We start from the raw sequence: 24,321 nt of genomic DNA on the forward strand, positions 1-24,321 counted from the left end.
AATTTTGAAAACCTTGCAACTTGTTGTGAGTTATAGTAAGTAATTCTAACTTTGAAAAAACTATTTCTCACTCCAAATTATTTATTGTGTGAACTTTACACTTACCCAAGACTATTTAGACTTATTTTCAGAAGCTGTACAAAATCAAAATGCAGATTTCATAACATCTCAAACTACTATTCTTCACTCAGCTGATATTTCGGCTATTTTAGATGAACTTGAGACCGATGAATGTCATTATATTTTGAGCCTTCTTCCTGAACAAGTTCGTGCTGATATTATTAGTGATTTAGATACTGATATTCGTATTGATTTTTTGCAGACCTATGCACCTTCCCAAGTGGCAGGGATATTAGATTATACTGATTCTGATGATGCAGCTGATATTTTGAATGAACTTCCCATCAAAATGAGAGAGGAAGTTATTTCTCATGTAGAAGAACCACAAGATGTAATGGATTTATTGCATTATGATGAAGATTGTGCTGGTGGTTTAATGGCAAAAGAATTGGTTACAGCAAATATAAACTGGACAGTTGTAGAATGTGTAGAAGAAATAAGAAGACAAGCTGAAAACGTAGAAAAGATTTATTCGATTTATGTAGTGGATGATAATGATGTTCTTTTAGGACGAGTAGGAATAAAAAAATTAGTCTTGAATCGTAGCAATACAAAAGTGGCTGATATTTATGAACCTGATATTATTTCGGTTTATTCATATCAAGATGAGGAAGAAGTAGCCAATATTATGCAAAAATATGATTTAGAAGCAATTCCTGTAATCAATGTCAATAAACAGCTTTTGGGTAGAATTACCATTGATGATATTTTAGATGTAATAACCGAACAAGCCGAGCAAGATATTCAAGCAATGGCTGGGCTTTCGGAAGATGTAGAAGAAGATGATAGTGTTTGGCTACTTTCTCGTGCGAGGTTGCCTTGGCTTTTGATAGGAATGGTAGGAGGAATGATAGGTGCAAAATTTATAGGTCTTTTTGAAGGACAACTAATTGCTGTTCCTGCAATGGCATTTTTTATTCCCCTTATTACTGCAACTGGTGGAAACGTTGGCATTCAGTCTTCTACCTTAGTCGTTCAAGCATTAGCAGATACAGGAGGTTTGCAAGAAAGCTTGTGGGGAAGGCTCTTCAAGTCTTTTTTAGTTGCCCTAATTAATGGTTTTGTAATTGGTGTTTTTGTTTTGGGAGCAAATGTTCTGCTTACTGGAGGAGAAATCATTCTTTCTTTAGTAGTTTCTTTTGCGCTTTTTTGTGTAGTAATTATTGCTTCTATTATGGGAACAATCACACCACTTATTTTAAATAAATTTGATGTAAATCCTGCTGTTGCTTCAGGTCCTTTTATCACAACAGCTAATGACCTTTTGGGATTAGCTATTTATTTTTCAGTAGCCAAATTGCTTTTTTCGATGGCTGTTTGATTTCTGTTTTCTCTTTCTAAAACGACAAACAAAAAGGTCAATTCATAAATAAATATATGAATTGACCTTTTCTATCTTAAAAGATAGTTGTCTTTAAGAAGATAAAAATTATCTAACTATTTTTACATCAAGAGTAATTTTACCAGTTGTACCAGTTTCAATAGCTGAAACATGAGCTACACCATCTTTTCCACCAGCCGTTCTGAATGCAAAAACATCTCCTACGCTAAGTTGATTTACACGAGAAGCAGAACCTTCTCTTATATCTCCAGTTGAACCAATATTAGGTTCTGAACCATTTGTATAAGCTGCTGTAATCAACGAACCGTCATTAATAGCTTCAAAATCGTCTTCTGTCAATGCAGTATTTCTAAAACGAGTGTCATTCTGAACGCTCCAAGTCTGTACACCACTTACTGCACTATTATATACAGCAGCTACAGAAGCATCTCTTGGAGAACCAATAACAGCTCCTTGTGAAGCAGCAGCTCCACCTTGTAAATAAGCCATATCAACAGCAGCAGCATTTTGTTTAGCAGCAGCTAAAAGATAAACAGTAGGAGTTGTACCGTCCATATCCACAAAACTACCTGTATTAGCTACATCTTGTCCAGCCAAAATAACAGCTTGAGAAGATGCATAAGCAATAGGGTCTGGAGCATCATTAATAGTTACAACAACGTCTTTTGTAGATGTAAGACCTGCAATATCAGTAGCTTGAATAGTAAAAGTAACTGAACTAGAAGCATCTGCAAGTAGTCCTGTGAATGTATAAACACCTGAATAACGAGTGTTATTGTCTGTAAAAGTAGTAGCTATTTGATCAGCTTGACCTGGATAAACAATACGTACTTCTGAGAGTTCGCTCTCAGTAGAAATTACTTGAAACGTAAAATCTACGCTCTGTCCTACGTCAATAGTTGCAGATTCAGGGTTTACAGTAATAGAAGGAGCTGCACTTGGGTCTTCAGTAGGGTCACAAGAAGAAAGCGTTCCGACTGCTAAAAGCATAAGAACTAAATACGAGAAATACGAAAAGATTGATTTTTTCATTTTAAAAAAATTTGATTGAATAAAAATAAAGAATTAAAAAATTGTTGGAATAAACTTGATAATCCTAATTTGATAAATTTAAAGTTGCATATCAAAGCATAGATTAATCAAAAGTATTGCCAAGTTTACCGAAGTATCCTAAAAGCTCGTCGAAAGTGTCATTATATTCTAATCTACTTCTACGACTTTCATTTTTTCGGTATAAACCAAAAAACGTCTGACCTTGCGTTTGCCCATTTGATAGAGAGCCGTTGCATAGCCATTGATTTGTTGTTGATGTTTTGGGTCTATTTGTCCTGTTTTGTAATCGATAAGAATAGCAGTATCGCCTTTTATCATCATACGGTCTGGACGCATAACCCTGCGATTTCCTTTTTGGATAATTTCTTGTTCGTTTAAGATTTGATACGCATCTGGATTATCTGCGTTTTTGGAACTATCAATATCAGGACGAAAAAATTCTGCTATCTGTTGCAGCATCATGACATTTTTCATTTTGGTTTCTAAACTTTTACGCTCATTTTCTGCAATAAGTCCTTCACTAATAAGGCTTTGAACTGCCTTTGGAGTATCATCTATGGTAAAGACTTTTTCAAAAGCATAGTGCATCAAAAGACCATCTTTCCTAGAATCATAGAAATCTTCTACTGTCAAGTAGCTTTCATCATAACGAAGATTATTCTTCCTCACTCTGATTTTATTTCTAGCTTCTGTACTGACAAGAGCCTTTATATTGAGCGTTTCTTTGTCTAAAACCTTGTTTTCGTGTTTTTTGTTTGAATTATCTTCAAATAGTATATATTCTTGAGGCTTTATCTTCTGAACATTATCAGCTTCTCTCAATAAGAAAAACCCTAATAAATCTGCAATATCTTTTACTTTATCAACATTAAAACTATCTTCTTTTGCTGTGTCATTTGTCTTAGCTTTTACTGGCTTTTTGTTTTCTAATTTGGAAACCTCTTTTGTCAGAATGAACAGCTTTTCTGTTGGGCGTGTCAGACCGACATATAAATTATTAATGGCATCAATAAAATTTAATGACCATTCCTTTTTATAATTTTCTGAAAAAATACCGTCTTTCATAGAATCACGCATCGACAAAATCATTGTAGATAAATCTGGCGCAATCGGATTGTCTTCCCATTCTACCCAAAGTTGGCTTGTTCCTCTTGGCGTAACTTTCCAATCTGCAAAAGGCATAATCACGACAGGGAACTCTAACCCTTTACTTTTATGGATTGTCATGACACGCAAAGCAGCTCCACCTTCAGGCGAAGAAATAGAAATACGCCCTTTTTTGCGTTCCCAATGTTCCAAAAAGTCTAAAAGATTATCATTCTTGTTTCTACTAAACTCAAATAAAACATCAAGTAATTTCTGAATATAAAGCTGTTCGGTATGATGGCGATAGAGTTCTAATTCTCTGATAAGCTCTTCGGCAATTTCATAAAGCGAAAGATGACGCAGAACAGGCATCGAAAGCGTTTTTTTGAACTGTTCTTTTATTATTCTTGTAAAATTCTCTTCATCTTCATTATTTACTTCATTTGCCAAATCAAAAGGAGGATTTTCAGACTGGTATTTCTGTTCTAAATGTTCTTCCAAAAACTCAATAATTTCTAATTTTCGTGGTGCATCGTTTGGCTGTTGCAACAAAAACATAAAATTAATAATCGTCTTGACGACCTTTGAAGAAATCAAAAGCAGAGAATCGCCTGAAATGACAGGAATTTTTTGTTCGATAAATTTTTCTGCCAAAAAAGCTCCCAAGCCGTTTGTTCTTACCAAAATGGTAATATCTTCTAATTTATAATTCTGTTTTTGTAAGTCTTTTACCAAATCTAGGCAATACTCAAAAGTGCGTTCTTGATATTCTTTTGTGCTTGTTTTTCTATCTTTTTCTACAAAACGCACCGAAACATGTCCTCCCTTTTCAAAAACGGTATCTTGCACCACTTCGGCATAATGCGAAGCCAAATCTGGAGAAACCGAATCAAAACGTTTTCTTACAAAATGAAATAACTTATTATTAAACTCTACAATATTTGGATTGCTACGACGATTTGTTCCTAAGATTTGCTGATTGGCGTGTTCTTTAAAAATATCTACGTGTTCGGCAAGCATAGAATTTGGGTCTGCGCTCGGTACATTTGGAAGGTTTACCAAAAGGTCGGCATCTCCACTACGCCAACGATAAATCGCCTGTTTTGCATCGCCAACGACCATACTACGCATTCCGTTTGCCAAACTATTCGAAACAAGTGGAATCAAATTATGCCATTGCATTTTTGAAGTATCTTGAAATTCATCTATCAAAATATGCTTAAATTTCTCTCCAATGCGTTCAAAAATATAGGGAACAGGCTCGTTTTCAACTATTGCATTAATTTTTTCATTAAACTCACTCAAATAAACGTGGTTCTTTTTCTCTTTTAAATATTCAATTTGATTTCCAATTTCTTCTAAAAACATCATCTGAAAAATAAAACGGCGCATCATTCGGCTGTACGCATATTTTTCTTGGTATTCATTTTTTAAGGCTTCAATCTTCAAAACCATCTCTTTTATTCTTGGAGAAAGCTCCCTTATCGCTTCCAATGCCGAACCTTTTGTTTTCTTGGCTGCCCATTTATCTAATTTTAAACCATCATTTGCGATATAGGAATTTAGAGGTTTGTGTTTGTTCCACTCGTCTTTTACTTTTTCTTCATTTTTTGAATAGGTCAAAACGTGGTTATAAATTCCTCGTGTGGAATAGTGAAAATCACCAGCTTTCAAGCCATTTTCTTCAAAAGAACTCAACAAAATTCTACCAAAATCCATTGCCTGTGGAATGACCTCATTTTCTACCTTTTCGATATACGAAAGATAGTCAGCCTTTACCATTTTTAGCTGCGTTTGGGTAAGTGCTTTTATTTTATCTACCGAATATTTCTTTGCTTCTTCAAAGATAATTTTACCAAAATCTAAAAGCCCTCTATCTACATTCCATGTTTTCTCATCTTGCGTTTCTTTCAAGACAAATTCTTTCATTACTTCACTCAAATGATTGTCGCCACGCTCTCCAATTTTATAATACATTCGGCTGACAGCTTCTTCTAGTGCTTCTTCAATATCTAGTTGAATCTCAAAATTGGGTGGCAAATCTAAATCTTTGGTAAAGGCTTGTACAATCCTTTTGGAAAAAGAATCAATCGTAGAGACTGCAAAATCTGAATAATGATGTAAAATAGTTTGGTGCAGAGCCTTCGAACGCTTTACAATTTCCTCTTTTGTAATTTCTATTTGTGGATATTCAACACTAAGTTCCTTCAAAATATCGTGAAACATAGAATCCTCTTCTGCCGTTTCCAAGACCGAAAAAGCATCTAGTTTGCTCACAATACGCTGCTTCATTTCCTTTGCTGCATCATTTGTAAAGGTTACAGCCAAAATATGACGGTAATAATGCACATCAAATTCGCCCAAAAGTTGAGGGTTTGGACTGGCTAAAGCCAATTTGATATATTCTTTTGTGAGTGTGTAGGTCTTGCCAGAACCTGCCGAAGAGCGATAGATGGAGAAAAGCATATTTTTTTCAATTACGAATGTTTCAATTACGAATTACGAATTTGAAGGTACGTTATTTTTTAGCATTTTGCTAGTGGAGTGAACTGTTTATTATAGTTGGCTGTTATTGCAATTAAAATTGAGAGATAATTAATCTTGACAAAATGAGGATAATCGAAAAACATGAAGATAACAGTATGCTTATTTTAGCATTTGGAGAGTTAAAGTCTTATTTAGACAAGGCAAAAAAACTTGAAAAACGACCACCAATTTCTCAGAAAGAAAAATATTTGATAGATATAGCATTAAGTGCTAATAATATAACGGAATGCCTTGACCAAGTATATTTTTCTACTGAATTACTGTCAGGTTATAAACAAAGGAAAAAATCAATTATGACTAGGTATGATTATATCGTCTTTATGGTTGAAAACTTTTATTTAAGACTGACATCTACATTCGATAGAGTATTAAGATTAACGAATTTGGTGTTTGATATAGGTTTACCAGAAAGAGAATGTAAACAATCAACCATAATACAAAACTCTAAAATAAAAACTACTCCTGTTGCTACGAATTTGAAAAAAATAGAAAAAATTATAAATAGTTATCGTAAAACTAGGAATCAGATTGCTCACTCAGAGACTTATGATGGACAAACTCTTGGTGAAGAAAACCTTTTTGATATTAGAGCATTTTACTTAGTAAGACACGAGTTCAAAAATGACAATAAGATGCAAATTTTGATGAAGCTTGAAATCGATAACTATGTGAAAGACAAAAAAGTAGAACTAAATGAAATTACAAGAAAACTCGAAAAAGCAGTTATTGAACTATTTGAATCTTTGACACCTTTTATAGAAAAAAAATAATTTATATATCTCAACATGAGTGAAATTCTTCAAATTCAAAGCTGTTGCCTTTGTCTTTACTTTCGGCTTGCCGTTACGATGATCAACAACAGAAATACGCATAAAGCTAAGGTAAAATAGTTGTTTTTTCACTTTCAATGAGCAATGCTTTTAGTGATAAGTTAGTAGATTTGTGGAAGTCTTTTTGTTGGTCATCACAACGGCAAGCCGAAGTTAAAGACCAACAAAGGCGAGTATTACATTTATATAAACGTTGTGTCCAATTAGAAAAAATGAAAAACGAACCAGAAATATTCAAATATCAAAAAGGAAAGAAAATCGGAGAAATCTTGACAATGGTTTCGATTGTCACTTTGATAGTATTCATTCTGGATTCAAATGGAAGTGAAATAACCAAAATACTTCTAACAATTCTGATGACTGTTTTTTTGATTTTTATGATAAGTTATACCTATTTACTAAATGAAAATTTCCAGATTGACTCAGAAGCATTAACAATTAAGAAGAAAATAGGTAATTCCAATAAAATCCCATTTAAAAATATTCGCAGAGTTACGATACGAGAGAAAGAAAATTCAGTAGAAACAAATCACTTTGCGATGACAGTATTTGAAAGAAATAAAAATACGAGGATAATAGTATCAGATTTAGACAACCGATTCAAGATGATTAATCTATTCGAACAAAAAGGAAGGGATTTTGGATTCAACGTTATCCACCAGAACATAAATGGAAAAATAATAAGAGAAATAAAAAAGAGGAAAACTGGACACAACAAAGGCTAAAACGTTCATAGCTAGCAAAAGCTGGCTACGCCGTTTAGCCGGACCGTTGCTATGTCATAACTTCGCTTCGCTCCGTTATGACATAGCAACGTGCGTAGGCTAATCGCCTGTGTGGTGTCGCTCCACTTCGTTACGCCACACAACCCAGGCTATGCGATAATTTTTTATCTTTAAGCCCCATCTGGCGCAAGGTTCTCCTTGTGTCTATTATTTTGTCAGCATATGCTGACGAAAAAGCAAGTACAAGATAGAATCTTGCACTAGAGTATCAATATTTCTGCGTTCTCGTTGGTCTTCAAAAAGTCAAAAGCATTAATAAAAAGCCGTTGCCTTTGTCTTTAGTTTCGGTTTGCCGTTACGATGACCAACAATAGAAAAAAACAATAATTAGATTTATATTATATTTGTAATATTGAGTTTATGTAAACGTTAGGCTCAATGTAACAAGACTACGGACTCTTCGTCTTCCATTAACAAACCAATCAGAAGTTCAAATGCTAGAAAATTTATCGGAACGAAAAGAAACTTGGAAAACAATCTTTCTATTTCTTGCAATCGTTATTCTTCTTACTTCACCTTTTCATTATGCCATAGTTAATTTGTATCCATCACGAATATATGTTGGAGCTATAATGTGGTGTCCTGCAATTGCCGCATTTATTACCTTAAAAATAAAAGGTCGTAAGGTTTCATCTCTAAATTGGAATTGGGGAAATTGGAAATATATTCGCCTTTCTTATTTTATTCCTGCTTTATATGGCTTAATCACTTATATACTCATTTGGTTTTTTGGTTTTGGAAGTTTAACAAATGAAGAAGCAATTACAGATTGGGGAAAAGAACTTGGTTTGATTGGAATAGGAACTTTAAATCCTACATCAATTACAATCATAGCTATTATCTTATTAGGAACTATTGAAGTCATAAGAGCAGCAGCAACAACTTTAGGGGAAGAAATTGGATGGAGAGGTTTTTTCATTTATGAATTAAGAAAAGTTCTTTCTTTTACTGGTGTTTCCATTTTTAGTGGAATTATTTGGGCTGCTTGGCATTGGCCACTACTTGTTTACTATAGTAATAATATGCTATTAGAATTTATAACATTCTTCATCGTAATCATTTCTATGTCCTTCATTATGACCTACTACGCTTTTAAATCTAAAAGCCTATGGCCAGCAGTAATTTTTCACGCAGTAAGCAATGTATATATTCAAAAAATATTACCTGAATTAACCATTAAAAATGAAGGAATGGAACATTGGCTTGGTGAGAACGGAATTATGTTTGCAATCGTGACTTGCATTTTTGGAATTTACTTTTGGAGAAAAGCAATTAAAGAAAAATTGTAAATAAAAAACCCTGCTCTGCCTCGCAAGAATAAAATAGCTCTTGCTCGTTTTTAACGAGTGAGTTATATGTATTCGGCATTTTGCCATGATTTTTGTATTCAAAATTGAGAGAAAAAAGATTATTAAGTTTCGCTGTCGTTGATATTGCTACTCTAAAATATCACTAAGGGTAGTGATAAGCTCACTTACTTTACTCTTATCCATCTTGCCATGTAGTCGTATTTTTTTTCTTTTATTTCTTCTATTCTAATAGAGATAGAATCTATGGCATGTATTTTAAAGTCTCTATCTTTTAGCTTTTTACCATATTTTATTGTCAGAATAGAATCTTCTGTGTTCACTTCCCAAGAGCCGTATTTTCCAGCGTATGATTTTTTGAGTTCGCTTCTTCTTCTCCAATATGTTTTGTCTGCCGAGAAAAGCATATAGTTTCTATAAATTCGGTTACTTCCAAAACCAGAAATAGAAGACCACCACCTACCCACAATTTGCTGTTCTAACGGACTAAGCTTTTCTATTCCTATTCTATGAGCTGCTAATCTTTTTTCTTCTGTTACTTCAAAATGAGAAGCTGTGAGATAAATAGCTGCAAATATGGCAACTGATAATAAAGTGTAAATTATTTTTTTCATAAATGAATGTAGAGAGAAAATTCAATTTTTTATCAATCCTCCAACGTCTGTAAATCTTTCCAAATGCGTTGAATTACATTTTCTTCTTTTGGATTATAAACCCAGTTATGGTCAAAGACTTCTAAAATTTCGGCATTGGCATCTTTAGCAATCGCCAAACTATGAAAACGAGTATCTTTTTGGCGTTCGGTTTCCATTCGCTTTATAAAATCTTCTCTCAAAGAATACATTACAAAATCTGAAACCATCAAAACATCAGCATCTTTAAAGTCATTTTCTTTCAAAAGTGTTAGCGTTTCTGAAAGGGCAGGTGTTGCATCTGTTCCTCCGTCAAAAGACATAGAAAGAAAATCTACAATTCTGTCTAAAGATTCGGCAATATCATCTAAGCGAATTTTCTTTATTCCTACCGAAAAAGAAATTAAATAGGCTTTACGGCTTTCCTTAGCAGCCATTTTCATAATAGCAAAACATAAAGTTTTAGCAATCTGTGAAGGTGTTCCTTGCATCGAACCACTCGTATCGATACAAACTACAAATGCTCCTTTTTCTTTCTTTTTTTGATGTTGATGCGAAAATGTTTCTTCTTCCGAATTAAAAACTGTCTTTGTTCCCTCATACTGAAAAGACAAGAGCTGACTATCAGCATATTTTTTCAAAAACATCCACTCTGTTTCTGGATTTCCTAAAAAGGCAATTTCGGAAGGCAAAACAGTATTTAGGTCATTACTCATTCGTGTTCCATTTATTTCAGAACGCAAATGTGGGTCTTTTACTTTTGATTGATAAACGACAACTTCTTTATACTCTTCTTCTTCGGTTTCTATCTGTGCTTCACGCATTTTTCCTAGCAAATCAACAAGTTCTTGAATAGCTGTTTCGTTTTCTAAAAGGTCGGCATATTTTTCTAGTGCTTCGAAGCCTGTTTTTTTCCAAAGAGCTTGAGACAAATCCCAATAACGTCCCACTTCCATAGCAAAAGGAGAAATCAGTTTGCCTAGTTTTTCCAAATCATCAGCTTTTTGATAGAGTTTTTGAGAAAAATCTTCACTTGCTTCTTCTAAATATTGCGCTTGAAATTCTAGCCATTTTGCAGTCAGCAAAGCATCCCATTGAGCCAAAAGGTCAGCAATCAGAATATCTAAAGGGAGTTTTTTTTCTGCTTGTGGGTCGTAGTCTTTTGACAAGACAAATTCTTTACTTTTTGGAATTAGCTCTTTGAATTTTTGAGTATAAAAATCTGTATCTAACTCTTCTCTATCATAACGGACAGAAAGATAATTGATAAGATTATCCCAATCTGTCAAATACAAATGCGTTGGTTTGTGCGACCACGCATCAAATTTGTCTTGTTCTTCTTGAAATGGATTTTTTGCATTTATTTTTTTATCAGTATCTCTTATCCATTTTATCGTATCGTTTATAATCTGACTTGTTAGAGATTCGTTTTCTTTGGCAAGTTTGATAATTGTCTGGTTTTCAAAAATACGATCTAATGTCTTTCTGAGATAAGAAAAATAAGAGGCTTGAAACTCTTCATTCTCAATTCCTAAATCATTTTTGTTACCATCTCCTTTCAAAATAGAATAGAGATAAAACACCAAAAACTTTCGTGTTGGCTTGTCTAATACTTTTCCAAAATCTATAAAACGGCTAAAGGTAGTTTCTAATTCTTCGAAGGACATTTTTTTTCTTGTCAGTTATTAATAATGTAACTAACGTGAACTCGGTATTAAAAACAGTCTGAAATATCTCTCTATCTACAAGGAAAGCTACTTTCGGTCTGCTCTAACGAGACTGACCTACTTTTAATCAAGGTCAGCCCGAAAGGGCAGCACCGAAGATTAAAAATAACAGGCTAACTATTTGACAATCAGTAGGTATAATCCCGAGTTCACGTTAACTACTGTAATACATTTTAGGATACCAAATTGTTAGATATTAACGAGAATATTTAATAACAAAAAAACAGCTCCTAACTAAGGTCAAGAGCTACTTTTAATTTTAATAGGCAATTTTAATTATTTATTTCTAAAATAAAATCATTGCATAGTGGAGATATACTATTCTGAAAATCTTCCACATTAGATAACACAATTACACCTATTTTTTTGTTCTTATCAAGCATTAACATAGATGAAAATCCTCCAGTTCCTCCATCATGAGTATATATTGTAAATTCATCATCTTGATAAATATACCAACCTAATCCTATATGAAAGTTATCTTCAGTTTTGAAAGTCTTGACTTGTGGAAGATTATAGACTACATCATTTTCAAAGTTTTTTTGAATAAATTTTGCCATATCTATTACAGATGATTTTATAGAACCACCACCTGATAAGGTTTCTGCAAAATTCCAATGAGAAACAACTTGACCATTTATATCTCGTGGTTCAACCAATTTTGTAGCATCTACTTGTTCTATCAAGGTAGTTGTGTTTTCCATTCTTAATGGCTGAAATATTGTACTTTGTAACAATTCTTCAAAAGTAGAATTTCTTTTCTTAGCTAGAGAATATCCTAAAATACCTGCTCCTAAGTTAGAATACTCATACTTAGTTCCACTTGTTGCATTCAAAATAATGTGATTTTGCAAATAACTTTTCAAGTTATCATAACTGTACACTGCATATGGGTCTTCTAAGTTGAGATTTTGTATTTCATTAGAGTTTGTAGGGATAACAGGAAGTCCAGAAGTATGATTTGCCAACTGTTTAAAAGTAATGTCACCACCCGTTCGCAATGGAAAATCAAATTGACTTTGCAACGTTTCTGTTAATGAAACTTCATTTGAAGTTACCATTTCTGCAAGACAAATACTTGTAAACACTTTTGTTATAGAACCAATTTCAAATATTTTATCTGCATTGTCTGTTTTTATAAGTTCATTATTTTGATTTGTTACTCCCAAATAGTCTGTATTTCCATTATGAACTAAAGCAATAGCTACTTGAGCATTATTTGGCAATGTTGATAAGTTATTTTCTAATATTTCAACATATTTCTTATTTGAAATATCACTACCTAACATACTTGGTAGCACATCATTTTTTGTGCAACTTATACAAGTTATACCAATTAGTAGTGGTAGTAACACTAGTTTGAAATTACTTATTAATCTCTTTCTGATTGTTTTTTGTTGTTGTGATGGCTTGTTCATTATTTTGAAGGTTTAAGGTAAATAAATAAAAGTTTACACCAACAAATCTATATTAGGGCGAATAAAAGATAGTCTCAATATCTCTAAAGTGAACAAATTAGGACTTATTTATGTGTTTTTCGGTACATATTTGGAGTCATTCCTGTTATTTTTTTGAACCAGTTGTAGTAAGTTGCTTTGGAAGGGAAACCACATTCTAATCCAATAGATAACAGACTGTAGTTATCAAACTCTTTGTTTGAAATTAATTTTTTAGCTTCTTCTACACGAAACGTATTGATATAGGTAGAGAAGTTTTCATTTGTTATGGAGTTAATGAGTTGAGAGACATAGCTTGGACTAATACCTAACATATCGGCTACTTTATTTCTATCTAATGTACTATCCATATAAATTTTTTGATTAGAACAAAGAGCTTCTAATGTTTGATAGTGTATATTTTCGGAAGACGTTATAGAGGTTTTTATTGTAGTTTCATTAGTTTTTTCTATTTTTTTAGATAAACCTAAATCATATGAAACAGTTTTTACTTCTTCTAGCTTACTAGAATTTGATATTAACTCTTTAATTTTCTTTTTTTCATTAGCTAGTTTGAGTTTATAAACACCTGCATAGGCTACCCAGTGAATAAGTAGTGAAGTAAATACAGCTATAATATGCATTAGGCTAGTAATTTCATACTCAATGAACATACTTAATACTACTGTCAATAACCATGATGTTAGAAATATGAATTCAAAAAGCCATAGATAAGTTAGCCACTTTTTTTCTTGTTTATCTTTTGAGAGTTGAATAAACTGATATGTTTTCAATAAAACAATAGGGATAAAAAAGAGTGTTATCAAAAAAAGAAGAAAGCCTAGAACAGTACTAAAAAGACTAAAAAAAGATGAATTAAGATTTGCTTGTGTACTTGTATCTATTTCATCTAAGATGCTGTAAAAGACAGAGAGTATAAAAGGCAAAAATAGCCAAAGTATTTTTTTGGAGTTTTTTTGTGGATAACGGACTTGATGAATAACAAATAATAATATTAACACTGGAAACAATACTGCTGAATCTACTATATCTATAAATTTGAGTAGTGGATATTCAGAGAAGAGTTCTGTAATATCCATTACTAAATTAAGTAGAGACCAAGAAAGTGAAAGTATTGCAAATGCTAAATACTGATTGGTTTTACTCTTAAAAAATGGAGAATTTAGAAGAATAAAACTAATAACAATCCCTTGAAAAATGGCAATATTTAGTAGGGTTAATTCTATCACAAACTATCTGATTAATTTAGATATTCAATAATTTAATTATGCCACTCAAAAGTCTCCAACATGTGCATCATATCATCTTTTGTATATTTCAAAATAGGAGCAAGAGAATCATTTTGGCTAGAAGTCGGAACATACATAGCAGCTCTCAAAAAGTGCGTAGAAGAATCAGAAACCCAATAATTAAAAACTGTCGGAACTTCACCTTCTGAAATTGTATAAACAATTCCATTTCCTTTTTTTGAATCAATTACTTGGTCAATGGCAGACGAACGAGCCGTATTTATTTCATTAAAAGTAATTTTGTGAGCGTCATTTACATATTCCATAAAAAGTTTGGGTTCATTTTTTATCTCCTTGTAGGTAATATGAATTTCGGCTACACTTGTCGGTTCGTATTTTAGAGTAATCCAATAATCTTCTGCATTTTGACTTGTATTTTTTACAACTTTGGCATATTTAGAATGCTCAAAAGAATATGGGAAATCGCCTTCTAGTTTTGTATAACTTTTTTCTGGCAGTTCGATTCTAAAATAACCATACGGCTTTGGAATAAAACTATCTTCTTCACTCTGACAAGAAGAACAAAACAAACTCATTGATAAAATAATGACAAATAGGAAAGGAATAGTTATTTTCATTTTGCTATGTTGAGGTTCTCTAAATAGTTACAGGATTGTGTTTGAATCTATATAACTAGAAAAAAATATTTTTGGTATAAATTATTTCCCATTCAATTTATAAAATAAGCTAAAATTAAAAAGCAATTCCGAGAGTAATACCTAAACGTAAATCATTTTTGAACCCCTCATTCAATTCAATTGTCTCTCCTGAAGAGCCTGAAATTGTGGAATTATTTGTTTCAGATAAATAAAGAGGCAGTCCATATCCTGCAAAAGTAGAAAGAGCAAGACGTTTGTAATTATATCTATATCCTAAATTAAGTCCTGCAAAAATAGCATTATATCTATGAGAATAATCTATATTTTGAGAAGGTAAAATTTGTTTTGTTTCTTCTCCCCTACGATACTTAGAATACAGCCCAAGAAATAAACCATCACTAAATTTATGAGTTGTTTTGGAGAAAAGATAATAACGATATTCTGCTGCGATAGAAGTCATCTGTCGGTCTTCTTCTTTCAAAAACCCATTTAAATGATAGTTAAAGCCTATCCAAATAGCTTGTTGTTTGAAAGCTCGTTCGTAGCTAGTTACCAAATTGGCAGAGGTAAGCCCCAAAAGATTTATAGAAACTCTATTTTTATACGTTGGGTACATCGTTTCTGCTTCAGTTGCTGTTTGAGCAAAAATAAAATTGAGAGTCAATAACGTAAATAGAAACCCAAAAAATATAATTTTCATAGATAAAATTGATTGTGTAAAAAATCAGAATTACAACAATTTAAGCATTTTATTTTATTGGCATTTCATCAAAACTACTTTTTAGTGTATTTAGATTATAGTGCTTCATTGTGAGCTTATTTTTTGTAGCCTTTGAGTTAAAATAAGAAATAATTTGTGTCAGACTGACTGTTCCTCCGTGTGGGTCTTGCATCAAAATTTGTTCTCTAGGAATAGCATTTTGTTTCTCTCCCCCTTTTACATGAAAATGCCACAAAACTTGAGAAATAGAATCTGTTTTTTGTCCTTTTTTCAAGTAAAATTCTGTCCATTCTTCGAACCACTCTTCTCGTTTTTCTGCTATTTCGGAAGTATAAAGCGTTGCTGAAGACCAAATATAGGCGTATTTCGTATCTATATTCTTTTTGTATAATTTATTTTCTTCTTCTACCCAACGATATTCTGTGAGCAAAATAGCGTTACTTTTTTTCTCTATCCAAATAAGTGTAAATGATTCTATTTTATCAAAGTTATAGTTTTCAATCTCATTTTCAGAGTCCATAGCTAAGAGTTCCATCAAGATAATTCCTCTGCTTTTTCTGTAAGGAGTATTTCTGATATGCTTTTTAAAAGCTCCATTCAAAAGGCAAAGCGTACGTCCTTTTTCAGTTATTCCAATCCAAGAACCTCCTGCATCTCCATCAACAGGGCGAAGAATTTTTTTATTATTTAGTTTCGTAAAAGAAGGTAATTCAGAGTTTTTGCGAGTTTTTTGTTCGTCTCGGCTAGAAGTGAGAATAAAATTATTGTTTTCTAAAGGAACAAAAGTAAGCGTACACATATATTGAAATAAAATATTTTGATAAAAACTATAAAACACAAAATTACGTATAAATTGTTTATGGTTATTAGTATTACTACTGCAAAAATACCAAAAACGGCTTATCTAAAATAAATAAATGTTCTATTTGTATAGAAATATAAATCTACTTGCTTAAACCCAAACCACTTATGAAAATATCCTTTTTTGCTTTATTGATAATGACCTTAATTTTAGCTAGTTGTGATGAAAACAAAGAGAACCAAAATCAAGCAAACTCTGACATAGTTTTGAATGAAACTCCACAAGTTCTTGAAGATAAAGATAATTATGAAGTTAGGTCTATTTCTAAAAGATATGATTCTGATATAGTTGTAGAACTATATAATGAGGCTCTTGAAAAAAACCTAAAACTAAAACAGCTCAATGATGAAATAAATCAAATGTATCAAACAAAGAGGGATAGTTTGGCTGAGTATTCAAAGTTTTCAAATACAAATGAAAAATATTGGATGAATGCTAGAAATCATATCAACCAAATTCAAGATTCTGTTCTTAGAGAAGCTACTCTTGAAACTTTTAAAGCTATAGAAGTCAATTATAAAAATAAAATGGCTGGTTATGAGCCGAAAATTAAGGAAATTCAAAGGAAAGATATTCAGCTAAATGACCAGTTGATACTAATGAAATTATTTATTACTGAATCTATGATGAAAAATTATCAAGTAAATGAACAGCCAACTATCAAAACTTTGGAAAATATTATTGATAAATACGATAACTTAATTGAAGAGACTAAAGAATATACGAAGATGAGCAAATGATCAGTTACATTTTTTTATAAAAAACAAAATTCCTATTTTAAGTCTTTGTGCTGTCATAGGATTTTTTTATTCCTTTTTGACATCACTCCAACAATAAAAACACATACAAATAATGATTTTACATACAATAGATACAGGTCTTTTCAAATTAGATGGTGGTGCAATGTTTGGCGTTGTGCCAAAGGTAATGTGGCAAAAACTCAATCCTGCTGATTCGGCTAATATGTGTACGTGGGCGATGCGCTGTCTTTTGATAGAAGATGGAAATAAATTAATTCTTATTGACACAGGAATAGGAGACAAGCAAGACGAAAAATTTACGGGTCATTTTCATTTACATGGAGAAGATACATTAGAAAAATCATTGAAACAAAAAGGATTTTCTACTTCTGATATTACAGACGTTTTTCTTACCCATTTGCATTTTGACCATTGTGGAGGAGCAATAAAAAGACAAAAAGACAAACTAATTCCTGTTTTTGATAAAGCAACCTATTGGTCAAATGCAGAACATTGGAACTGGGCTACCGACCCAAACCCACGAGAAAAAGCTTCTTTTTTGAAGGAAAACATTCTTCCTATAAAAGAAAGTGGACAATTAAAACTTCTTTCTAGCAATCAAAAAACAGATTCTTTGCCTTTTGATTTGCGCTTTGTGGATGGACACACCGAAAAGCAAATGCTACCTCAAATAAAATATAAGGACAGAACGATTGTTTTTTGTGCTGACCTTATTCCATCAGTTCATCATGTGCGTTTGCCTTACATCATGGCGTATGATATGCAACCTCTAAAAACACTTTCAGAAAAAGAAGACCTATTAAATGAAGCTCTTGAGAACGATTATATTTTATTTTTCGAACACGACCCAGTAAATCAATGCTGTACGCTACAAAAAACAGAGCGAGGAATTATGCCAAAAGACATTGGAAAGCTAAGTGATTTTGTATAAAAAAAGATTCTGTACTATCATTTATTTGAAACCTTTTTTGAAATAATTCGTATAAATTTTATTTTTTTGACAAAAAAAGTTTTCATTTTGAAAAAATAAAATAGATGGAATAAAAAACAAATACCATAAGCACCTAAAAACCAACAACTTACAAACAATCCAATTCTAAAAAAAGGTTTGGATTTAATTTTGGCATACTTGAAATAGATATAATACAACTTCTAAAAAAACATTAATTATTTATTTCAATGCTCATATATTTACTCTTCTTTATTATTGGTTTTACAATGCTATTTAGTTTCTTTAAAGGGCTAGAGTTTATTTCTCGTTATAAAGTTTCTAAAAAGAAAAAAAGCAAGAGAGAAAAACAAGTAATTCTGTAATTTATAAAAAGGTCAATTCGAACTATCATTATCGATGGTTTGAATTGACCTTTTTACATTTTTAAAATGTTGTTGTTATCTGCTAAGACACTAAAAAAATAGCATTTTGCTTTTTATTCTAACCAACTATACGCATAGTTTGTATCTACATAATCCAATGCTTGTTTTGTCAGATAAAGAGGACGGAACGTATCTACCATAACAGCATATTCGTGTGTCGCTTTTTTACCAATACTTGCCTCATAAGTTCCAGGGTGAGGACCGTGAACGATTCCTCCTGGGTGGATAGTAAAAGAACCTCTATCAATTCCTTTTCTGCTCATAAAATCTCCTTCTGCATAAAACAGAACTTCGTCCGAATCAATATTTGAGTGATTATAAGGCGCAGGAATAGAGTCTGGATGATAATCAAAAAGACGAGGTACAAATGAACAAATCACAAAACCACCTTCTGATTGAAAGGTTTGATGCACTGGTGGTGGCTGATGAATACGCCCAGTAATTGGCTCAAAATCATAAATAGAAAGCGTATAAGGATACAAACAACCGTCCCAACCCACAACATCTAAAGGAGAAAAATCATAAACATGTTGATGTAAAAAATTTCCTTTTTTTGTTTTGATGAGTGTTTCTTTCGATTCTTTTTCTGTTACTAACTCTTGTGGAGGATGAATATCTCGCTCACAATACGGAGAATGTTCTAAAAGCTGTCCCATTCTGTTGCGATAACGATTAACTGTTTCAATAGGCGCACGAGATTCAGTAATCATCATTCTGACTTCTACTTTATTTCCATTTTCATCTACCTCATTTTCGTCAAATTCCATTTTATAAACTGTCGTTCTTGGAATGACGACATAATCACCTTTTTTTACTCTTAACTTTCCTTGTGGACAATATAAATATCCATTTCCATCGTGCATATAAATTACCTCATCGTGTTCTCCATTTTTATAGAAGTAATCCATCGTATTTTTACTTGGATTACAGATAGACAAAACACACTCGTTATTGGCAAGTAAAGGAACACGAGCTTCTAAAAAATCGCCTCCTGTTCTTTCAGAAAGAGATGTTTTGAGGTGCATCGGTTGAAGTGGATAGTCAGTAAGCAATTCCGTTTTTATAGAAATCGGCTCAAGCATTTTTTTTATTTGCGTTGGAGGATTGATATGATAAAGAATTGTATAAATACCATCAAATCCACGAGAACTGACAAGCTGCTCATGATACAAACTACCGTCTTCTTGTCGGAACTGTGTGTGTCTTTTGGGTGGAATATGACCCATTTTTTGGTAATAACTCATTGATTTATGCTATTTTATGGTTGATTGTGTGATTGATTTTATTTTTTTTTATAAAAATAGAACTCTATAAGGTTGTTTTAGTTTATGGGTAAAGATGATTACTATTTTGACTTCTAACTGCTTTAAGTTATAAAAGTATAGCTTATTATCAAAATGGAAATTTACATAAATTTAGTGCAAAATCTTTATTAGCAAGGTCTTTTTTATGTTATCTTTGTGTCTATTTCAATACTATTAGACATTTTTACTAAATAGGTCATTCCTAAAAGGCTGACCATCTATTGAAAACTAAACCTATTGGCTACAAACGGTCTGTTCTACAAGACTGACCTACATGAAAATAAAGAGTCAATAGTTTTTGTCTAGTAGTATAGTCTGTTTCATTATTAGATAATGATAGTTTTATTTTTTGAAAAGAATACTTTCTTTTAGAAGAAACAGCATTAAGTGAGAAAACCTCTTCTATCTTAACATTCAAAACCTAACCCACACTTGAACAATCCTAAAAAAATAACTGCTAAAGCTCCTAATGAAAAGGAAGTTTTCAAGACGCTCAACACAAATAAAATTTATATTCCTGTTCTGATTGGTTTGGGTGTTGCTATTTATTTTTTCTTGGAGAAAGTTGATATTCCTATTTTTTTAGAAGCTTTAGGAAAGTCAAACTGGTATTGGTTTTTGGGTGCTTTGATTATGCTTTTGGCTAGAGATGCAGGTTATATTTATCGCATTCGAATGATTAGTGATGATGAGCTTTCTTGGAAATCTAGTATTTATATTATCTTACTATGGGAGTTTGCTTCTGCTGTTACGCCTTCTGTGGTGGGGGGAACAGCCGTTGCCATTTTTATTCTGAATAGAGAAGGATTATCTTTTGGAAAGTCAATGGCATACGTAATGATGACTGCTCTGCTGGATAACTTCTTTTTTATTGTTTTTTCTCCCTTAGCTATTTTTGTTTCCAATTCATTTGATTTTATGGTTTTTCCTGCTATTTCGGCAGGTATGTTTAATGAATTTGTACAAAAGCAAGGGTTGAAAGGAGCTTTTTATGTGAGTTATGGTCTTACAGTTATCTATGCTTCTTTTTTCGTTTATGGCTTACTAATAAATCCTCGTGGCTTCAAGTGGCTTTTAGTAAAAATAACGTCTATCAAACTTCTTAGAAGATTCAGAGAAGGTGCAATAAATACGGGCAACGAAATGATAATTGCAGCCAAAACATTGCGTGGAAGTGGTATTTCATTATGGATAAAAGCTATTTTCTTGACTTTTTTCATTTGGATAGCTCGTTATTTGATGCTCAACTGCTTGATTTCAGCTTTCACACCTCTTGAAGCAATAGACCACCTTTTTGTTTTTGCTCGTCAGATAGCTATGTGGATTGTAATGCTTCTTTCTCCAACCCCTGGAAGCAGTGGAACAGCAGAAGCTGTATTTTGTCTGTTTTATGTGGAGTATTTGAGAAGCGAATTTTGTGCTGCTGTGGGTATTTTATGGAGGCTATTCTATTATTATCCTTACCTTTTTGTTGGAGCGTTGATTTTACCTCGTTGGTTGATTAGAGTAAATAAAAACAGAAGGAATAATGAAAAAAAGAGCTAATTAAGACTTCCATAAAGTTAAATCTTCACACCCAAAACTGTAATATCATCACGCTGTTCTACTCCCCAGCTATGGGTTTGAAGCTCGTCGTTGAGGTCTTGTTTTTGAACAGGAAGTGGAAGAGTTGCATTTTTTTCTAAAAATTTTAGAAGGCGTGTAGTTCCAAACTTTTTGTTATCAGAATTTTGTTGGTCACTAAAACCATCTGTCATGAGATACAGGCAGTCTCCTTTCATCAGATACAAATCTTGTGTAGTAAAAGGTTTTGCTTTCCTATCTCTACCTCCAATAGACTTTACATCTCCTTTTAAGGTCTGCAAAGATGAATTTTGGAAATAATAAAGTGGACGTTTTGCTCCTGTAAACTGTACGTGTGCCGTTTCATCAGCATTAAAACGAATTGTACAAATACAAACATCCATTCCGTCATCATTTGACATGTTATTTTGCTGTAATGATTTTTTTACGCCTTCGTGCAAACGTGTCAAGATTTGAGCCGTATCAAATATTTTTTCTTGATTTACAATTTCGTTCAAAAGAGTATTTCCAATCATCGACATAAATGCCCCCGGAACGCCATGACCCGTACAATCGACGGCTGCCAAAACAGTTACCTGCCCCTCTAGTGTATATTGATTTGTCATCCAATAAAAATCTCCTGAAACCATATCTTTAGGAGAAAAAAGCACAAAATGGTCTGCAAAAGCCTTTTCAAATTCTATTTCAGCAGGAAGAATAGCTTCTTGGATAGTTTGGGCATAGCGAATTGAATCAGTAATTTTTTGATTCTTTGTTGTTACTTCTTTATTTAATGTTTCTATTTGTTCAATTTTAGTTTCTAGTTCTCCCTTTGTTTGATTAAGGTCGTGGTTTGATTTTTCTAAATCTTCATTTTGCCTATTGATTTTACGAGAGACAAAATAAGCACCACCAGCAACAACTAAGAGAAGTAAGGCGACAATACCAGCAATAATCATTTGAAGACGAGCTAGTTCTTTTTCTGCTTCTACTTCTTCTATTTTTTCTGTAAAAGCTGTTGTGATAGAGTCTTTTTCATATAAAAGCCCTCTAATCTTATCCATCAACTTACGAGTTTCTACTTGCGCTTCCTCAAAGGCAGTTTCATTTTTTATGAGCTGATTAGCTAAGGCTTCTAATTCTTTCCTCAATCTACTTTTTTCTGCTGCCGTTACACTACTACCATTTAGTTCTTCAGCTATACGCTCCATTTCTGCACGAATTTTATAACCTTGTTCAGCAAGCATACTCTTTTGCATCTCAAGGTCATTGACTACTTTTTCTAAATTGATACGTTCCTGTATTTTTGCTGTATCCTCTTCTACCTTTATACTTTCTTCTATTTCTTCTTTTTTTGGTTTCTTCTCTTGCTTCAAAACAGGATTAGATAAATCCCCTGAAAGCACTATTTTTACTTCATTTAGTCTTTTATTATAAGAGAAAAACTTCCCATCAACTTTTTTTCCATTGACTATAAACTCTGAGGAAGAAGTTACTGTTTTGCCATTAGGAATCTCCATATAAAAGTTACCCACAGCATCAGCTTGTTTTGTCTTTTCATAATTTACCCCCTTCCAAGTTACTTCTGCACCAGCTAAAGGAGTATTTTTTTGAGCAAATACTTGTCCCTTCAATACCTTACCTAACTCTCTTAATGTAATAGAAAGTCCATTTTTTCCCATATCATAATCTACCAAAGAATATCCTTCTTTCTCAACATTTACTTTTTTGGGAAACCCTTTTGCTGCTGGATATTCTATTGTGAAGCCACCATTGCTATTACTAGCCCCTTTGCCAATATTAGGCATAATTACCATAACACCCTCCACAGGATTACCTTTTGTATCATTAGTCGTCCCCATAATAATTTTTGTTTGTGCTATTGTTCTAGCAGAAAAGCAAAACAGAAAAACTAATACAAATAACGAACGAATAAAAGAGAGATTATTTATGTGAATATATGGTAATTTGGATAGCATATGTAAGGTAGAATGGACAAATTCTTGGTTTCGACTTTTAATCATTGCTAGTCAATTTATTTAAGAATAGTTTAAATATATCAACAACTAAAAATGATAATTAGATTACAGACGGTTTTCCAAATATATAAAATCCGTATCTATCTACCTACAAAAAACAGCAAAAAAAATTACTTTTGAATCAAAAAAGAGTTTTTTTATAGCTTACTTTTTAAAATAAACATCTCTAGCCTTTTTGAGAGCTTCAGTAAAGGCTTCTTTTGAAGAAAATATTTTTTTAAAAGCACTTTGATAAGTCGTAGGGTTTTGATTTATCTCCTCTTCAGAATCTTGATTTAATGCAGAACTATTTTTTGTTTCTATTTTACTTTTTGCTTCGCTTTCTTCTCTCTGACTAATTTCTGCATCTATTTCTTTAGATAACATTTTATCTTCTTTACTTTGTTCTTCTCGTAGCTTATCAGCTTTTTCAAAACGCTTATTTGCTTTCAGTTGATAACCTACCTTTTCTTCTAAAAGCCCCAAATTATTATGAGCAATTGCATCTTCTGGGTCTAGTTCTACTGCTTTTCTATAATCTTGCATTGCCAAAACAATCATTCCTGCTGCTGCACGGATATAAGCACGACTAGAATATCGATATGGATTATCTGGTTCTAGCTCTAGGGCAATATTCATATTTACTAAGGCTTCTGATAGTTTTCCAACTGTAAAATAAAGCACACCACGCTCACTATACGCATTTGGATTTTCAGCTTTATGAATGGATAAGTTATAATCCCTTAATGCTTTCTGAAACTCTTGTAACTTGAAATAAGCATAACCACGACGAAACAAAACTTCACCCTCAGAAATAGATTTTAATTCCTCTTTTTGAGGATTTTGAGCAAAATCATTTATTATTTTTGTACAAATTTGGATAGCTTCTTCATATTTTCCTTCTTGAATAGCTATATTTATAGTTTGAATATTCATTTTGAATA

The 24,321-nt window shown here is 32.5% G+C and carries 20 protein-coding genes; 8 read left to right on the forward strand and 12 right to left on the reverse strand.

Features of this window, described 5'->3' with window-relative positions:
- Positions 1-88 precede the first annotated feature (88 nt).
- Positions 89-1,441 (forward strand): magnesium transporter, encoded by a 1,353-nt coding sequence (mgtE, locus tag WAF17_RS08210; RefSeq protein WP_338768634.1) that lies wholly within the window; start codon positions 89-91, stop codon positions 1,439-1,441.
- A gap of 108 nt (positions 1,442-1,549) precedes the next feature.
- On the opposite strand, the gene WAF17_RS08215 is transcribed toward mgtE, so the two are convergent.
- Positions 1,550-2,494: a hypothetical protein gene (locus tag WAF17_RS08215; protein WP_338768637.1), complete on the reverse strand. Its 945-nt coding sequence runs from the start codon at positions 2,492-2,494 to the stop codon at positions 1,550-1,552.
- A 168-nt stretch (positions 2,495-2,662) separates the two neighbouring features.
- Positions 2,663-6,067 carry a UvrD-helicase domain-containing protein gene (locus WAF17_RS08220; protein ID WP_338768639.1) on the reverse strand — a complete coding sequence of 1,135 codons (3,405 nt, stop codon included), beginning with the start codon at positions 6,065-6,067 and terminating at the stop codon, positions 2,663-2,665.
- A 143-nt stretch (positions 6,068-6,210) separates the two neighbouring features.
- Between WAF17_RS08220 and WAF17_RS08225 the strand changes: the two genes are divergently transcribed.
- The 3 genes from WAF17_RS08225 (at position 6,211) to WAF17_RS08235 (ending at position 9,052) form a co-directional block, all read left to right on the forward strand.
- Entirely contained in the window at positions 6,211-6,918 is a 708-nt protein-coding gene (locus WAF17_RS08225) for a Cthe_2314 family HEPN domain-containing protein (protein WP_338768641.1), read from the forward strand.
- A gap of 137 nt (positions 6,919-7,055) precedes the next feature.
- The gene (locus WAF17_RS08230; protein WP_338768643.1) at positions 7,056-7,703 is read left to right on the forward strand and encodes a hypothetical protein; all 648 of its coding nucleotides are present in this window, start codon (positions 7,056-7,058) and stop codon (positions 7,701-7,703) included.
- Positions 7,704-8,197: 494 nt separating this feature from the next.
- Positions 8,198-9,052, forward strand: coding sequence for a type II CAAX endopeptidase family protein (locus WAF17_RS08235; RefSeq protein WP_338768645.1), 855 nt, complete (start codon positions 8,198-8,200; stop codon positions 9,050-9,052).
- Positions 9,053-9,237: 185 nt separating this feature from the next.
- Here WAF17_RS08235 and WAF17_RS08240 read toward each other — a convergent pair whose 3' ends face one another.
- From WAF17_RS08240 to WAF17_RS08270, 7 genes are all read right to left on the reverse strand, one after another.
- Positions 9,238-9,684, reverse strand: coding sequence for a hypothetical protein (locus WAF17_RS08240; RefSeq protein ID WP_338768647.1), 447 nt, complete (start codon positions 9,682-9,684; stop codon positions 9,238-9,240).
- A 32-nt stretch (positions 9,685-9,716) separates the two neighbouring features.
- Positions 9,717-11,369: a VWA domain-containing protein gene (locus tag WAF17_RS08245; RefSeq protein WP_338768650.1), complete on the reverse strand. Its 1,653-nt coding sequence runs from the start codon at positions 11,367-11,369 to the stop codon at positions 9,717-9,719.
- 332 nt (positions 11,370-11,701) lie between these two features.
- Positions 11,702-12,847, reverse strand: a complete 1,146-nt coding sequence (locus WAF17_RS08250) for a serine hydrolase domain-containing protein (RefSeq protein WP_338768652.1) — start codon at positions 12,845-12,847, stop codon at positions 11,702-11,704.
- 104 nt (positions 12,848-12,951) lie between these two features.
- The gene (locus WAF17_RS08255; RefSeq protein ID WP_338768655.1) at positions 12,952-14,115 is read right to left on the reverse strand and encodes a helix-turn-helix domain-containing protein; all 1,164 of its coding nucleotides are present in this window, start codon (positions 14,113-14,115) and stop codon (positions 12,952-12,954) included.
- Between the two features lie 32 nt (positions 14,116-14,147).
- The gene (locus WAF17_RS08260; RefSeq protein ID WP_338768658.1) at positions 14,148-14,753 is read right to left on the reverse strand and encodes a gliding motility lipoprotein GldD; all 606 of its coding nucleotides are present in this window, start codon (positions 14,751-14,753) and stop codon (positions 14,148-14,150) included.
- A gap of 115 nt (positions 14,754-14,868) precedes the next feature.
- Entirely contained in the window at positions 14,869-15,474 is a 606-nt protein-coding gene (locus WAF17_RS08265) for a hypothetical protein (RefSeq protein WP_338768660.1), read from the reverse strand.
- Between the two features lie 49 nt (positions 15,475-15,523).
- Positions 15,524-16,294 carry an NRDE family protein gene (locus WAF17_RS08270; RefSeq protein WP_338768663.1) on the reverse strand — a complete coding sequence of 257 codons (771 nt, stop codon included), beginning with the start codon at positions 16,292-16,294 and terminating at the stop codon, positions 15,524-15,526.
- A gap of 170 nt (positions 16,295-16,464) precedes the next feature.
- Here WAF17_RS08270 and WAF17_RS08275 point away from each other — a divergent pair, with 170 nt between their 5' ends.
- The 3 genes from WAF17_RS08275 (at position 16,465) to WAF17_RS08285 (ending at position 18,432) form a co-directional block, all read left to right on the forward strand.
- Positions 16,465-17,097, forward strand: coding sequence for a hypothetical protein (locus tag WAF17_RS08275; RefSeq protein WP_338768666.1), 633 nt, complete (start codon positions 16,465-16,467; stop codon positions 17,095-17,097).
- A gap of 112 nt (positions 17,098-17,209) precedes the next feature.
- Positions 17,210-18,049: an MBL fold metallo-hydrolase gene (locus WAF17_RS08280; protein WP_338768669.1), complete on the forward strand. Its 840-nt coding sequence runs from the start codon at positions 17,210-17,212 to the stop codon at positions 18,047-18,049.
- Between the two features lie 248 nt (positions 18,050-18,297).
- The gene (locus WAF17_RS08285) at positions 18,298-18,432 is read left to right on the forward strand and encodes a hypothetical protein (RefSeq protein ID WP_338768672.1); all 135 of its coding nucleotides are present in this window, start codon (positions 18,298-18,300) and stop codon (positions 18,430-18,432) included.
- A gap of 113 nt (positions 18,433-18,545) precedes the next feature.
- On the opposite strand, the gene WAF17_RS08290 is transcribed toward WAF17_RS08285, so the two are convergent.
- Complete coding sequence (locus WAF17_RS08290; protein ID WP_338768674.1) at positions 18,546-19,736, reverse strand: homogentisate 1,2-dioxygenase; 1,191 nt, start codon at positions 19,734-19,736, stop codon at positions 18,546-18,548.
- Positions 19,737-20,228: 492 nt separating this feature from the next.
- Between WAF17_RS08290 and WAF17_RS08295 the strand changes: the two genes are divergently transcribed.
- Positions 20,229-21,341: a lysylphosphatidylglycerol synthase transmembrane domain-containing protein gene (locus WAF17_RS08295; protein ID WP_338768677.1), complete on the forward strand. Its 1,113-nt coding sequence runs from the start codon at positions 20,229-20,231 to the stop codon at positions 21,339-21,341.
- A 17-nt stretch (positions 21,342-21,358) separates the two neighbouring features.
- Here WAF17_RS08295 and WAF17_RS08300 read toward each other — a convergent pair whose 3' ends face one another.
- Both WAF17_RS08300 and WAF17_RS08305 read right to left on the reverse strand, forming a co-directional pair.
- Positions 21,359-23,221 (reverse strand): SpoIIE family protein phosphatase, encoded by a 1,863-nt coding sequence (locus WAF17_RS08300; protein ID WP_338768679.1) that lies wholly within the window; start codon positions 23,219-23,221, stop codon positions 21,359-21,361.
- A 321-nt stretch (positions 23,222-23,542) separates the two neighbouring features.
- A complete protein-coding gene (locus WAF17_RS08305) occupies positions 23,543-24,313 on the reverse strand; it encodes a tetratricopeptide repeat protein (RefSeq protein WP_338768681.1) in 771 nt (256 codons plus the stop codon).
- Positions 24,314-24,321 lie beyond the last annotated feature (8 nt).

Origin of the sequence: Bernardetia sp. ABR2-2B, from assembly GCF_037126435.1 — a bacterium.
GTDB lineage: Bacteria > Bacteroidota > Bacteroidia > Cytophagales > Bernardetiaceae > Bernardetia.